Origin of the sequence: Citrobacter sp. Igbk 14 (assembly GCF_028069825.1) — a bacterium.
Lineage (GTDB): Bacteria > Pseudomonadota > Gammaproteobacteria > Enterobacterales > Enterobacteriaceae > Citrobacter.
The window spans coordinates 1-13,994 of record NZ_JANEWM010000015.1 but is presented as its reverse complement, the minus strand read 5'-3'; the positions used below and the strand labels follow the sequence as shown (position 1 = coordinate 13,994).

Here is a 13,994-nt window from a genome sequence, read left to right as displayed (position 1 = left end):
TCGGATCTGTGGTAAACAGCAAAACCTGTAGGCCGGAAAAGGCGGTTACGCCGCCTCCGGCGATGTGCCCGATGTGCGGCGCTTATCGGGCCTACGGTAAACAGCAAAACCTGTAGGCCGGAAAAGGCGGTTACGCCGCCTCCGGCGATGTGCCCGATGGCGCGACGCTTATCGGGCCTGTGGTATACAGCAAAACCTGTAGGCCGGAAAAGACGCTGATGCCGCCTCCGGCGATGTGCCCGATGTGCGGCGCTTATCGGGCCTACGGTAAACAGCAAAACCTGTAGGCCGGAAAAGGCGGTTACGCCGCCTCCAGCGATGTGCCCGATGGCGCGACGCTTATCGGGCCTGTGGTAAACAGCAAAACCTGTAGGCCGGAAAAGGCGGTTACGCCGCCTCCAGCGATGTGCCCGATGGCGCGACGCTTATCGGGCCTGTGGTATACAGCGAAACCTGTAGGCCGGATAAGGCGTTTACGCCGCATCCGGCGATGTGCCTGATGCGCGACGCTTATAGGAACTGTGGTAAACAGCAAAACCTGTAGGCTGGAAAAGGCGTTTACGCCGCCTCCGGCGAATATCACCCCAATATCCGTTTTGCTTCCCGCGCGACGTTGTCCATCTCATCAAGAAGCTCTAAAAACTCTGGTTCAAGCTCTTCTTCTTTGGTCCCGCTACGTAACTGCTGTTCAATAAGCTGGCACAGGTTTTTCATGCGGGGAACCCCGCTGTAACCGCAGCTGCCGTGTAGTTTATGAATCAAATCCACCAACCCTTCAGGGTTTTCACCCACCAGTTGCTCTTCAATTCTGTTACGGACTTCAGGCAAGAAATCGATCAGCATTTGCAGCATATCCCGCGCCAGATCGTTTTTACCGGCAGCCTGTCTCAACGCCAGTTGCCAGTCGAGGGTCGTATTCGGGTTGACCACGGGTTCAGGGGGTTCCGCTACGATAGTCCGGGCTGATGTGCCGGCACCGGGCTTATAGCGCAACAGTAAACTGTGCAATTTATCTTCTTCAATCGGCTTAGCCAGGTAGTCATTCATTCCGGCGCTGAGTAACTTCTCTTTTTGTCCTGCCATGGCATGTGCCGTTACCGCAATAACCGGTGTCTGCTGCTGGTGTGGAAGCTGATGGATCAGTTCGCAGGCACGAATACCGTCCATGTCCGGCATCTGGATATCCATCAGGATCAGATCAAATTGCATTTGTTTGGCTCTGTCCACCGCCTGATGCCCGCTGTCGCACAGCTCGACGTGCTGCACTTTATCTTCAAGTAATGCGCCGATAAGCTTCAGGTTCGCCGGGTTGTCGTCCACCGCCATCACGGTCATCGCAATCTTGCTTTCATCTAACACCTGGAGCTCTGACCCTTGGTTCAGGTGGCAATACTCGGTTAATGCAGGTAGCAATCGGGTTGAGGTGAGCGGTTTTAGCAGACATGCCGCCGCGCCGCCTTGCTTTAATTTTTCAGCGTTAATCTGCGCATGGCAAGGCAGCGCCAGCAACAGGAAATCGGTCATCGCGGCTGCGCTTGCCAGCCGTTCATGCTGCATGGTGAGCGGCTCGCGTAATGTGACGGGTACACCAAGTAGCAGGATATCGTAGTGTTCTGCCGGTAATGCAGAGAATGAAGGGCTGTAAATCACCTCCAGTGGCGTTTCACTCAAGATATCCAACGTACATTGCGCGGCGGTAGCATTTGGTTCAACGTAAGCCAGTCGTTTACCTGCCAGACAGCGGGTGGTTGAGCGATCGCTCAGAACATTAGGATTGAGATCAAGACTGATATGGAACCAGAAGGTGGAACCGCGATTTGGTTGGCTATGGAACGAGATATCCCCGCCCATTTCATTGACCAGTTTTTGCGTGATCACAAGGCCAAGTCCGGTACCACCGTGACGGCGCGAAATGCTGGCATCAGCCTGACGGAATGCCTGGAACAGACGTGACTGATCGCGTTCTGGAATGCCAATGCCGGTATCGCGGATTTGAACTTCAATCTGGACTTTGGTGTTACTGAGCGCGCGTTTTTCAACCAGAATGTCGATATTGCCACTCTCGGTAAATTTGATGGCATTGCCGACCAGGTTGGTAATGACCTGTTGCAAGCGCAGCGGATCGCCAATCACATTGTCCGGAACGTCATTTTTAATATTCAGTGTTAGCTCCAGCCCTTTGTCATGGGAGGAGTGTGCTAACAGCGTTACGACGTCATCCAGTGTACTGCGCAGCGGGAAAGGTATGCTTTCCAGAATCAGTTTACCCGCTTCCAGTTTAGAGAAGTCGAGCACATCATTGATGATAGCGAGCAGGTTGTTGGCAGAGCGTTCAATCGTATTCAGGTGATCGCGCTGAGTGGTATTTAACTCGGTTTTTAGTGTCAGACGTGTAAAGCCAATGACACCGTTTAGCGGTGTACGTAGCTCGTGAGACATGTTCGCCAGGAACTCTGATTTAATACGTGCAGCTTCCTGAGCGCGTTTCTTTGCCAGGTCCAGCTCAACGTTTTGGATCTCCATCTGCTCCAGCGTTTCGCGCAGATCTGACGTCGCCTGATCGATATTGTGCTGCATCTCTTCATGGTAGGCGGCGAGAGACATCGCCATCGAGTTGATGCCATTCTTCAGCATATCCAGCTCGCCCAACATGAAACCTTCCACGCGGCTATCGAGCTGACCTCTACGTATTCGGTCTACGGTATTCACCATGTTGCGAATTGGGCCGGTCACGTCACGCATCAGACGCCAGCCGAAAATTAACGCAATACCAATACAAAACAGCATCATGACGCTGGAGATAAAGATCTCTTTGTACTGCTGCAATCGCACGGACTTGAGGTCCAACTCAAGCGCCACATACCCCAGCATATTTTTGGTGTTCTTCGCATCGCTAACGGCAGATTCATCCGGTGAATAGCTTTCCGATATAATAGGGGTACGCAGGATCATGATATCCCCGTGCCGGGTTACGCTCAGCTTTCGTGGAAACGGCGATCCGGTAGCCAATTGCATCTCTGACGGATCAAGATGAAAGTTGGAGGTGACGAACAGTCGGTTATTTTCGTCATAGACGGAAATTGCCCGCACAATATCGGAATGGCGACGATGCAACACGCTGATAAGCTGGCCGATGGATTCCCGGTTCTGCAAGTTCATGCCGTATTCGCTGGATACCGCGAGTGGCTCAATGATGCTGGCACCAGCATCTTCCAGTTGACGCTGCAAGTCGTTATAGCGATGCACAACAAAAAAGATACTGAGCAGCAAACCTATCAGGACGGTCGGGGCCAGGATCAGAATCATCATGCGTGCGCGCAGGCTGTAGTTGGTCATGGAGTTCCGTTATGGGACAATTAGGGTCACACTGTTAAATAGAGAAATATCTCGTCGATGGCGCAATTCTACTCTGCAAAACGACGCGTGACGACGCGTCAGATCATAACCGTTACCGTCAATGACCTTGATTCTTTTGGTCAGGGCGTTGCTCGTCATAACGGGAAAGCCCTGTTTATACCGGAATTGCTGCCCCAGGAAAGCGCAGAAGTGGTGATTACTGAAGATAAAAAACAGTTTGCTCGTGCGCAAGTCAAACGTCGTTTAAACGACAGTTCGGAACGCGAAGTGCCACGTTGCCCACATTTTGGGGTCTGTGGTGGCTGTCAACAGCAGCACGCCAGCATCCCTTTGCAGCAGCGTAGCAAAAGTGCGGCGTTGTCGCGTTTAATGAAATGTGAGGTGACGGACGTTATCGCCGATACCCCGTGGGGTTATCGGCGCCGCGCGCGTTTAAGTCTGAACTATCGCTCAAAAGAGCAGCAATTGCAGATGGGGTTTCGCAAGTCCGGCTCCAGCGACATTATCGATGTGAAGCAATGCCCTATTTTGGTGCCCCAACTTGAGGCGCTGCTGCCTGAAATTCGGGCATGCCTGCAGAGTCTGCAGGGGCTGCGTCACTTGGGGCATGTCGAATTGGTGCAGGCTGGAAGTGGAACCCTGATGATTTTGCGCCACACTGCGCCACTGAATACCGCAGATAAAGAAAAACTGGAATGCTTTTCGCATTCTCAGGGACTGTCTTTGTTTCTGGCTCCGCAAAGCGAGATACTGGAATCAAATTCAGAAGAATCGCCCTGGTATGATTCAAATGGACTACGTTTAACCTTCAGCCCGCGTGATTTTATCCAGGTCAATGAAGGGGTAAACCAAAAAATGGTTTCCTGTGCGCTGGAATGGCTGGATGTGCAGCCAGAGGACCGTGTGCTCGATTTGTTCTGTGGTATGGGGAATTTTACGTTACCGTTGGCCGTACGAGCCGCGAGCGTTGTGGGGGTTGAAGGCGTCCCTGCGCTGGTGGAAAAAGGCCGGGAAAATGCGCGGAATAACGGACTACACAATGTGACATTCTTTCATGAAAACCTTGAAGAAGATGTCACCAAACAACCATGGGCAAAAAACGGATTTGACAAAGTATTGCTCGATCCTGCGCGTGCGGGGGCTGCCGGCGTGATGCAACATATTATAAAATTAAACCCTGGCCGCGTTGTTTATGTATCCTGTAATCCTGCTACGCTGGCTCGTGACAGCGAAGCGTTACTCAATGCAGGATATACCGTTCAGCGACTGGCGATGCTCGATATGTTCCCGCACACTGGACATCTGGAATCGATGGTCCTGTTTGAGCGTTTGTAATGAATTTTATACCCATTGGATTTCGGGTTGTAACGCAGCGTGAAAGACAATGGGTACGGCTTGTCGACTTCGACAGGCCAGGCCCCTTAAGGAGAGGACGATGGTTGCGGTAAGAAGTGCACATATAAATAAAGCTGGTGAGTTTGATCCTAAGAAATGGATCGCGAGTCTGGGGATCTCCAGCCAGCAGTCGTGTGAACGCTTAGCCGAAACCTGGGCGTATTGCCTGCAGCAGACACAGGGGCATCCGGATGCGGATCTGCTGCTGTGGCGTGGCGTCGAAATGGTGGAAATACTCTCCATGCTGAGTATGGATATCGACACGCTGCGAGCGGCGATGCTGTTCCCTCTGGCGGATGCCAATGTGGTGAGTGAAGACATCCTGCGCGAGAGCGTAGGCTCGTCAATCGTTAATCTTATCCATGGTGTGCGTGATATGGCGGCAATACGCCAGCTAAAAGCCACGCATACCGACTCCGTCTCTTCCGAGCAGGTTGATAACGTTCGTCGCATGCTGCTGGCAATGGTCGACGACTTCCGCTGTGTGGTCATCAAGCTGGCGGAACGTATCGCCCATCTGCGAGAAGTGAAAGACGCGCCGGAAGATGAACGCGTGCTGGCGGCAAAAGAGTGCACCAATATCTATGCCCCGCTGGCTAACCGATTAGGCATCGGGCAATTAAAATGGGAGCTGGAAGATTACTGCTTCCGCTACCTGCACCCAGCCGAATACAAACGCATTGCTAAACTGCTGCATGAACGTCGTATCGACAGAGAACACTATATCGACGAGTTTGTTGGGCATCTGCGTTCAGAGATGAAAACCGAAGGTGTAAAAGCCGAGGTGTACGGGCGTCCGAAGCATATTTACAGCATCTGGCGCAAAATGCAGAAGAAGCAGTTGGCTTTTGACGAACTGTTCGATGTGCGCGCAGTGCGTATCGTGGCTGAGCGTTTACAGGATTGCTATGCCGCGCTGGGGATCGTGCACACTCACTATCGCCATCTGCCTGATGAGTTCGATGACTACGTTGCCAATCCGAAGCCTAATGGTTACCAGTCAATCCATACGGTTGTGCTGGGGCCAGGCGGTAAAACCATTGAAATCCAGATCCGTACCAAACAGATGCACGAAGATGCCGAACTGGGCGTTGCCGCGCACTGGAAGTACAAAGAAGGTACCGCTTCAGGCGCTGCGCGTTCGGGTCATGAAGATCGCATCGCGTGGCTGCGTAAACTGATAGCCTGGCAGGAAGAGATGGCTGATTCCGGTGAAATGCTGGATGAAGTGCGTAGCCAGGTCTTTGACGACAGAGTTTACGTCTTTACGCCAAAAGGCGATGTCGTTGACTTGCCGGCGGGTTCAACACCGCTCGATTTTGCTTATCACATCCACAGTGATGTGGGGCATCGTTGCATTGGCGCGAAAATTGGCGGTCGCATCGTACCGTTTACCTATCAGCTGCAGATGGGCGATCAAATTGAAATTATCACCCAGAAACAGCCAAACCCAAGCCGTGACTGGCTAAACCCTAACCTGGGCTACGTGACGACCAGCAGGGGGCGCTCTAAGATCCATGCCTGGTTCCGTAAACAGGACCGGGACAAGAATATCCTGGCTGGTCGTCAGATCCTCGATGATGAACTGGCGCACCTGGGTATTAGCCTGAAAGAGGCTGAAAAACACCTGCTTCCGCGTTACAGCTTTAATGAGCTGGAAGAGCTGCTGGCGGCGATCGGCGGCGGTGACATCCGCCTCAACCAGATGGTCAACTTCCTGCAAGCGCAGTTTAATAAACCAAGCGCTGCTGAACAGGATGCCGCTGCACTGAAACAACTTCAGCAGAAAACGCAGGCCCCGCAGACTCGCCGAAAAGACGATGGCCGTGTGGTGGTCGAAGGGGTTGGAAACCTGATGCACCATATCGCGCGCTGCTGCCAGCCTATCCCTGGCGATGAGATTGTCGGGTTTATCACCCAGGGACGTGGTATTTCCGTGCACCGGGCTGATTGTGAACAACTGACAGAACTGCGCTCACATGCCCCAGAACGTATCGTTGATGCGGTTTGGGGTGAAAGCTACTCGGCAGGGTACTCGCTGGTTGTCCGTGTGCAGGCAAATGATCGGAGCGGCTTATTACGTGATATCACGACGATTCTTGCTAACGAGAAAGTAAACGTGCTGGGGGTTGCCAGCCGTAGTGATACCAAACAACAGTTGGCTACTATTGATATGACCATTGAAATCTACAACCTGCAGGTGCTCGGACGCGTGCTCGGCAAACTGAACCAGGTGCCGGATGTGATCGACGCGCGTCGCTTGCACGGTAATTAATTATTTTGTAGGCCGGATGTCGGCTGCCGCCTTATTCGGCCTACAGTTCTTCAAATCTCCAGGATTTTCACATGAATCAAATCGACCGACTGCTCGGTATTATGCAGCGCCTGCGCGACCCGGAAAACGGCTGTCCGTGGGACAAAGAGCAGACTTTCACCACGATTGCCCCTTACACCCTCGAAGAAACCTATGAAGTACTTGATGCCATTGCGCGCGAAGACTTCGACGATCTGCGTGGTGAACTGGGCGATCTGTTGTTCCAGGTGGTGTTTTACGCACAAATGGCGCAGGAAGAAGGGCGCTTCGATTTTAACGATATCTGCGCTGCGATTAGCGATAAGCTCGAACGTCGGCATCCGCATGTATTTGCCGATGTTTCTGCCAGTACTAGTCGCGAAGTGCTGACCCGCTGGGAACAGATCAAAACCGAAGAACGTGCCGGGAAGGCACAACATTCCGCGCTGGACGATATTCCCCGAAGTTTACCGGCGCTAATGCGCGCCCAGAAAATCCAGAAACGCTGCTCCAATGTTGGCTTTGACTGGAAGACTTTAGGACCGGTTGTCGACAAAGTTTATGAAGAGATTGACGAAGTCATGTTCGAGGCGAAGCAGGCTGTCGTTGACCAGGCTAAACTGGAGGAGGAAATGGGCGACCTGCTGTTTGCCACGGTCAATATGGCCCGTCATTTAGGGACAAAAGCAGAGACGGCATTGCAGAAAGCGAATGAAAAATTCGAGCGCCGTTTTCGTGAGGTTGAGCGAATTGTGGCAGCCCGCGGTCTGGAAATGACTGGTGTTGATCTGGAAACAATGGAAGAAGTCTGGCAACAGGTAAAACGGCAGGAAATTGATCTCTAAGGGATTTCGTCGGTCAAGGACGATTTGTGTGATTTTTTAAATAACAAGCGATTGATTTACGTCAAAAACATTTACCCCAAAGGGGCTATTTTCTCACTCCCGATGTTAATGTGAGCCTGGTGAAGAGGAGGAATAATGAAAGTTTGTGGCGCTCGTCATGTTCGGGTATACTACTTTCCCGTCTTGGTAATTCCATCGTTTCACCCTAACTTCTCAGGTCCAGCATGACAACGAACTATATTTTTGTGACCGGCGGGGTCGTATCCTCTCTGGGAAAAGGCATTGCCGCAGCCTCCCTCGCAGCCATTCTTGAAGCCCGTGGCCTCAATGTGACCATGATGAAACTGGATCCGTACATCAACGTCGATCCAGGTACTATGAGCCCTATCCAACACGGGGAAGTGTTCGTTACCGAAGACGGCGCTGAAACCGACCTGGACCTGGGTCACTATGAGCGTTTCATCCGCACCAAAATGAGCCGCCGTAACAACTTCACCACCGGTCGTATCTACTCCGACGTTCTGCGTAAAGAACGCCGTGGTGACTATCTGGGTGCGACCGTTCAGGTCATTCCGCACATCACGAATGCCATTAAAGAGCGCGTTCTGGAAGGCGGTGAAGGTCATGATGTTGTTCTGGTCGAAATCGGCGGAACCGTTGGGGATATCGAATCTCTGCCGTTCCTTGAAGCGATTCGCCAGATGGCTGTAGAAATTGGCCGTGAGCACACGCTGTTTATGCATCTGACGCTGGTTCCGTATATGGCGGCGGCAGGTGAAGTCAAAACCAAACCGACTCAGCACTCTGTAAAAGAGCTGCTTTCTATCGGTATTCAGCCAGATATCCTGATTTGCCGCTCCGATCGCGCAGTTCCGGCTAATGAACGTGCAAAAATTGCATTGTTCTGTAACGTTCCGGAAAAAGCGGTGATTTCTCTGAAAGATGTCGATTCCATCTATAAAATTCCGGGCCTGTTGAAATCTCAGGGTCTTGACGATTATATTTGTAAACGATTCAGCTTGAACTGTCCGGAAGCGAATCTGTCAGAATGGGAACAGGTTATCTACGAAGAAGCGAATCCGGCAGGCGAAGTGACTATCGGTATGGTCGGCAAGTACATTGAACTGCCGGATGCCTATAAGTCAGTTATCGAAGCGCTGAAGCACGGTGGCTTGAAGAATCGTGTCACCGTCAACATCAAGCTGATTGATTCGCAGGATGTTGAAACGCGTGGTGTTGAGATCCTGAAAGGTCTTGATGCCATCCTCATCCCAGGCGGCTTCGGCTACCGTGGTGTTGAAGGGAAAATCGCGACAGCGCGCTTTGCGCGTGAAAACAATATTCCTTATCTGGGCATTTGCCTGGGTATGCAGGTTGCGTTGATTGAGTTTGCTCGTAACGTCGTGGGAATGGACAACGCCAACTCCACAGAATTTGTGCCAGACTGTAAGTACCCAGTGGTGGCCCTGATTACTGAATGGCGTGATGAAGACGGCAACGTTGAAGTCCGTACCGAGAAGAGCGATCTGGGTGGCACAATGCGTCTTGGTGCGCAACAGTGTCAGCTGAGCGATGAGAGTCTGGTTCGTCAACTGTACGGTACGCCGACAATTGTTGAACGTCATCGCCACCGCTACGAAGTCAACAATATGCTGTTGAAACAGATTGAAGCTGCGGGTCTGCGTGTTGCAGGCCGTTCCGGTGATGATCAGTTGGTCGAGATCATTGAGGTACCGAATCATCCGTGGTTCGTGGCCTGTCAGTTCCACCCGGAATTTACTTCCACGCCACGTGATGGACACCCGCTGTTCGCCGGCTTTGTGAAAGCCGCCAGTGAACATCAGAAGCGTCAGGCGAAGTAAGAAGTAAAAAGTTAGAACGGCAATGCACCCATCAGGGTGCATTGTTTGTCTGGAGTTTTAGTTTAACTTGTACTGAGGAAAACCTAATGTCCAAAATCGTTAAAATCATCGGTCGTGAAATCATCGACTCCCGTGGTAACCCGACTGTTGAAGCCGAAGTACACCTGGAAGGTGGTTTCGTTGGTATGGCAGCAGCTCCGTCAGGTGCTTCTACTGGTTCCCGCGAAGCACTGGAACTGCGCGATGGCGACAAATCCCGTTTCATGGGTAAAGGCGTACTGAAAGCTGTTGCAGCTGTAAACGGCCCGATTGCTCAGGCTCTGCTGGGTAAAGATGCTAAAGATCAGGCTGGCATCGACAAGATCATGATCGATCTGGACGGTACTGAAAACAAATCCAACTTCGGTGCAAACGCCATCCTGGCTGTGTCCCTGGCGAACGCCAAAGCAGCAGCTGCTGCTAAAGGCCTGCCGCTGTATGCACACATCGCTGAACTGAACGGTACTCCGGGCAAATACTCCATGCCGGTTCCGATGATGAACATCATCAACGGTGGTGAGCACGCTGACAACAACGTCGACATCCAGGAATTTATGATTCAGCCGGTTGGCGCTAAATCCCTGAAAGAAGCCGTTCGTATGGGTTCCGAAGTGTTCCACAACCTGGCTAAAGTTCTGAAAGCTAAAGGTATGAACACTGCAGTTGGTGACGAAGGTGGCTACGCGCCGAACCTGGGTTCCAACGCTGAAGCTCTGGCTGTAATCGCTGAAGCGGTTAAAGCAGCAGGCTACGAGCTGGGCAAAGACATCACTCTGGCGATGGACTGTGCAGCGTCTGAATTCTACAAAGACGGTAAATACGTTCTGGCTGGCGAAGGCAACAAAGCGTTCACCTCCGAAGAATTCACTCACTTCCTGGAAGAACTGACCAAACAGTACCCGATCGTATCCATCGAAGATGGTCTGGACGAGTCTGACTGGGACGGTTTCGCATACCAGACAAAAGTACTGGGCGACAAAATCCAGCTGGTTGGTGACGATCTGTTCGTAACCAACACCAAGATCCTGAAAGAAGGCATCGAAAAAGGCATCGTTAACTCCATCCTGATCAAATTCAACCAGATCGGTTCTCTGACCGAAACTCTGGCTGCGATCAAAATGGCGAAAGACGCTGGCTACACTGCTGTCATCTCTCACCGTTCTGGCGAAACTGAAGATGCTACCATCGCTGACCTGGCTGTTGGTACCGCTGCAGGCCAGATCAAAACGGGTTCTATGAGCCGTTCTGACCGTGTTGCTAAGTACAACCAGCTGATTCGTATCGAAGAAGCTCTGGGTGAACACGCTCCGTACAACGGTCGTAAAGAGATCAAAGGTCAGGCGTAATCCTGTTCTTTCTCTGATTTAAAAATGCCAGCCTTCGGGCTGGCATTTTTTTGCCTACACAATCGCAACCTATTTAAAGTCCACCGCCATTTGCTGTGGAATAGTCAGCCCACGTGTCGTCTGCACACAGCGCTCAATGTAATCGGTAAAACGCGGCGGCTTCGGCATCCCCATGCTGAGCAGCTTATCATTGCTGAATCGCACGTTCAGCGTTGCGAACGCGCCGTAAAGACGCATGGCTTTAAGCATCAGTCGTTCGTTGCAGGGGCCAAAAATATTCTTCAGTTCACGGCGCATTTGGACCAGCGTTTCATAGCTGACCTGTGCGTATTTATTGCCGACGGGAGCTTGTTCCAGCGCAGATGCCATCGCGCTATCAATATCTGCAAACCTCACGCTATTTTCTTCTCCTGCTGAGATGTGCACTACTTCACCGCGAGCGAGCGGACTGCTCAGTAACATCAGCAATGCATCGGCGCAGTAATCAACCGGGATCACGTCAATACGGTCTTCCATCGAACACATAAATTTTTGTAGCATCAGACCCATGCTGAATACCCAGAAAATACTGCTGGAGGGTTGGCAGCCATGATGAGTGTGGCCAACAACGATAGAAGGCCGCGCCATAACCAGTGGTAATGTTGGGCATTCCTGTTGCATCAGATGCTCTATCGTGGATTTAGAGTGCGTATACTCAACCAGATGCTCAGCACGTTCGCGAAATTCTGCACTTTCTGCCACCAGTGAATCGGGTTCTGGGGAGCATGACATCGCTGTACCAACGTGAAGAAAGCGCTGCAGGCTGCTGACACTGGCCATTCTCCGGGCGAATTTCAGCGTTCCTTCGACATTTACTTTCCAGATAAGCGGGTTGTTGCCAAAAGAGGCGACGGCGGCGCAGTTGATGACATGAGTAACCTGGTCCAGACGCGGGTCGTTAAGAAACGCTTCGGGTTCTACCAAATCACCCAACAGGATATTCCGCGGGCTAAGTGCGGCCAGCTTTTCTTCTGCAATATTAAATTTGCGCAGATTTTCCTTTATCCGTTCCAGCGCAGATACATCATTATCGGCACGAACTAAAAGCAACAGATTAAATCCATTTGTCTGATTCAGAATGTTTTCTAAAACGGCTCCGCCCAAAAAACCGGTTGTGCCAGTAATTAATAGTGTATTCATGAATGCAGTCTCATTAGGGGTGGTTGACTGGATTCTAGGCGCGGATAATTAAACGAAGATTAAATGGAAAATTAGCGTAACATTAGGTTTCTTAAGCCTATTTTAATATAAAAAATACCGCGGATCGAATTTGACTATGCATGATACTAATAAATTCATAATTTTATGTATCCGTTTGTACATGCTTGAAATATTTTACTTTTAAAATATTTATACTATTTTTATAAGGTTATTATCAAAAATGTTTTGTTACATCAAAACGCTGCCTGAACAGCTATGAAATTAAATCACAGCTATTCGATCATTGCAGACGCAAACACGAGATCATGTTTCATGATTTTTTAACTCAGGGGACAGCGCAGCCGGGGGCAAGACCTGAGCGTGCAAATCTGCAATAATACGCATTCATAACCCAAAACAGAGATGACTATGCAGTACCCGATTAACGAGATGTTCCAGACCCTGCAAGGTGAGGGTTACTTTACCGGCGTCCCCGCCATTTTTATTCGTTTACAGGGATGCCCGGTTGGCTGTGCCTGGTGCGATACCAAACACACCTGGGATAAGCTTGAGGATCGGGAAGTCTCCTTATATAGCATCCTGGCCAAGACGAAAGAGAGTGATAAATGGGGCGCGGCGAGCAGTGAAGATCTGCTGGCTGTTATTCAGCGTCAGGGCTATACCGCCCGACACGTGGTGATCACCGGTGGTGAACCCTGCATTCACGATCTGATGCCACTCACTGACTTACTGGAAAAAAACGGCTTTAGCTGCCAGATTGAGACCAGCGGGACACACGAAGTTCGCTGTACGCCGAATACCTGGGTGACGGTATCGCCGAAGGTGAATATGCGTGGTGGCTATGACGTACTGTCACAGGCGCTGGAACGAGCCAATGAAATCAAGCATCCGGTGGGGCGCGTTCGCGATATTGAAGCGCTGGATGAACTGCTGGCCACGTTGAGCGATGATAAACCACGCATTATTGCGTTGCAGCCAATCAGTCAGAAAGAAGATGCTACGCGTTTGTGTATTGATACCTGTATTGCGCGTAACTGGCGTTTGTCGATGCAAACGCATAAATACCTGAATATTGCCTGATGAATTTTGCCGGGTACGCATCGCTTGCCCGGCCTACGCTTGTAAATAAGGTAGGCCGGAATCAGACGCGATGCGTCGCCATCCGGCAAGGTCGGGATCACTCTCCGCGATAAACGCAACCTGCTGTGCAGGTCTCTTTTACCATCACTGCGCTCAGCAGAGGAACAACCGGTTTTACCTGTTCCCAAATCCAGCGAGACAATACTTCGCTGGTTGGGTTTTCAAGGCCCGGGATATCGTTCAGGTAGTAGTGATCAAGCCTGTCGTAAGTTGGCTTGAACGCCGCTTTTAACTCGGCGAAATCCATGATCCAACCGGTATGTGGATCGACTTCACCGGTAATTTCAAGACGCACCATAAATGAGTGACCATGCAGACGGCCACACTTGTGTCCTTCCGGTACGTGCGGCAGGCGGTGAGCGGCTTCGAAGGTGAAATCTTTAAACAAGGTGGTGGACATTATTTACTCTCAAGAATGCAAAAAACGCCGTAGGGTAACGTAAAGAGCAAATTTTATCATTATTTAAAAGGGCGCTGAGCATCAGAACGATTCATTCATGATGTTAATATTTGATAA

Annotated in this window: 9 protein-coding genes; 6 read left to right on the top strand and 3 right to left on the bottom strand. The window is 51.0% G+C overall.

The window, feature by feature from the left end; genetic code table 11:
• Positions 1-579: 579 nt before the first annotated feature.
• Positions 580-3,336 (bottom strand): two-component sensor histidine kinase BarA, encoded by a 2,757-nt coding sequence (barA, locus tag NNN64_RS08025; protein ID WP_271441041.1) that lies wholly within the window; start codon positions 3,334-3,336, stop codon positions 580-582.
• A 57-nt stretch (positions 3,337-3,393) separates the two neighbouring features.
• Here barA and rlmD point away from each other — a divergent pair, with 57 nt between their 5' ends.
• From rlmD to eno, 5 genes are all read left to right on the top strand, one after another.
• Entirely contained in the window at positions 3,394-4,692 is a 1,299-nt protein-coding gene (gene rlmD / locus NNN64_RS08020) for a 23S rRNA (uracil(1939)-C(5))-methyltransferase RlmD (protein ID WP_271441040.1), read from the top strand.
• 100 nt (positions 4,693-4,792) lie between these two features.
• A complete protein-coding gene (gene relA, locus NNN64_RS08015) occupies positions 4,793-7,027 on the top strand; it encodes a GTP diphosphokinase (RefSeq protein ID WP_202037893.1) in 2,235 nt (744 codons plus the stop codon).
• Positions 7,028-7,098: 71 nt separating this feature from the next.
• The gene (gene mazG, locus NNN64_RS08010) at positions 7,099-7,890 is read left to right on the top strand and encodes a nucleoside triphosphate pyrophosphohydrolase (protein WP_271441039.1); all 792 of its coding nucleotides are present in this window, start codon (positions 7,099-7,101) and stop codon (positions 7,888-7,890) included.
• A gap of 224 nt (positions 7,891-8,114) precedes the next feature.
• Positions 8,115-9,752: a glutamine hydrolyzing CTP synthase gene (pyrG, locus tag NNN64_RS08005; RefSeq protein WP_005130912.1), complete on the top strand. Its 1,638-nt coding sequence runs from the start codon at positions 8,115-8,117 to the stop codon at positions 9,750-9,752.
• 86 nt (positions 9,753-9,838) lie between these two features.
• A complete protein-coding gene (gene eno, locus NNN64_RS08000; protein ID WP_202037895.1) occupies positions 9,839-11,137 on the top strand; it encodes a phosphopyruvate hydratase in 1,299 nt (432 codons plus the stop codon).
• 69 nt (positions 11,138-11,206) lie between these two features.
• Here eno and NNN64_RS07995 read toward each other — a convergent pair whose 3' ends face one another.
• On the bottom strand, positions 11,207-12,316 hold the full coding sequence (locus tag NNN64_RS07995; RefSeq protein WP_271441038.1) for an SDR family oxidoreductase: 1,110 nt from the start codon (positions 12,314-12,316) through the stop codon (positions 11,207-11,209).
• A 429-nt stretch (positions 12,317-12,745) separates the two neighbouring features.
• On the opposite strand from NNN64_RS07995, the gene queE reads away from it, so the two are divergent.
• A complete protein-coding gene (gene queE / locus NNN64_RS07990; protein ID WP_040232204.1) occupies positions 12,746-13,417 on the top strand; it encodes a 7-carboxy-7-deazaguanine synthase QueE in 672 nt (223 codons plus the stop codon).
• 97 nt (positions 13,418-13,514) lie between these two features.
• Here queE and queD read toward each other — a convergent pair whose 3' ends face one another.
• On the bottom strand, positions 13,515-13,877 hold the full coding sequence (gene queD, locus NNN64_RS07985; RefSeq protein ID WP_041686189.1) for a 6-carboxytetrahydropterin synthase QueD: 363 nt from the start codon (positions 13,875-13,877) through the stop codon (positions 13,515-13,517).
• Positions 13,878-13,994 lie beyond the last annotated feature (117 nt).

Bases quoted from the DNA above. Each gene is read 5' to 3' on its own strand.
- barA (WP_271441041.1), bottom strand. From the start codon at position 3,336: ATGACCAACTACAGCCTGCGCGCACGCATGATGATTCTGATCCTGGCC.
- rlmD (WP_271441040.1), top strand. From the start codon at position 3,394: ATGGCGCAATTCTACTCTGCAAAACGACGCGTGACGACGCGTCAGATC.
- relA (WP_202037893.1), top strand. From the start codon at position 4,793: ATGGTTGCGGTAAGAAGTGCACATATAAATAAAGCTGGTGAGTTTGAT.
- mazG (WP_271441039.1), top strand. From the start codon at position 7,099: ATGAATCAAATCGACCGACTGCTCGGTATTATGCAGCGCCTGCGCGAC.
- pyrG (WP_005130912.1), top strand. From the start codon at position 8,115: ATGACAACGAACTATATTTTTGTGACCGGCGGGGTCGTATCCTCTCTG.
- eno (WP_202037895.1), top strand. From the start codon at position 9,839: ATGTCCAAAATCGTTAAAATCATCGGTCGTGAAATCATCGACTCCCGT.
- NNN64_RS07995 (WP_271441038.1), bottom strand. From the start codon at position 12,316: ATGAATACACTATTAATTACTGGCACAACCGGTTTTTTGGGCGGAGCC.
- queE (WP_040232204.1), top strand. From the start codon at position 12,746: ATGCAGTACCCGATTAACGAGATGTTCCAGACCCTGCAAGGTGAGGGT.
- queD (WP_041686189.1), bottom strand. From the start codon at position 13,877: ATGTCCACCACCTTGTTTAAAGATTTCACCTTCGAAGCCGCTCACCGC.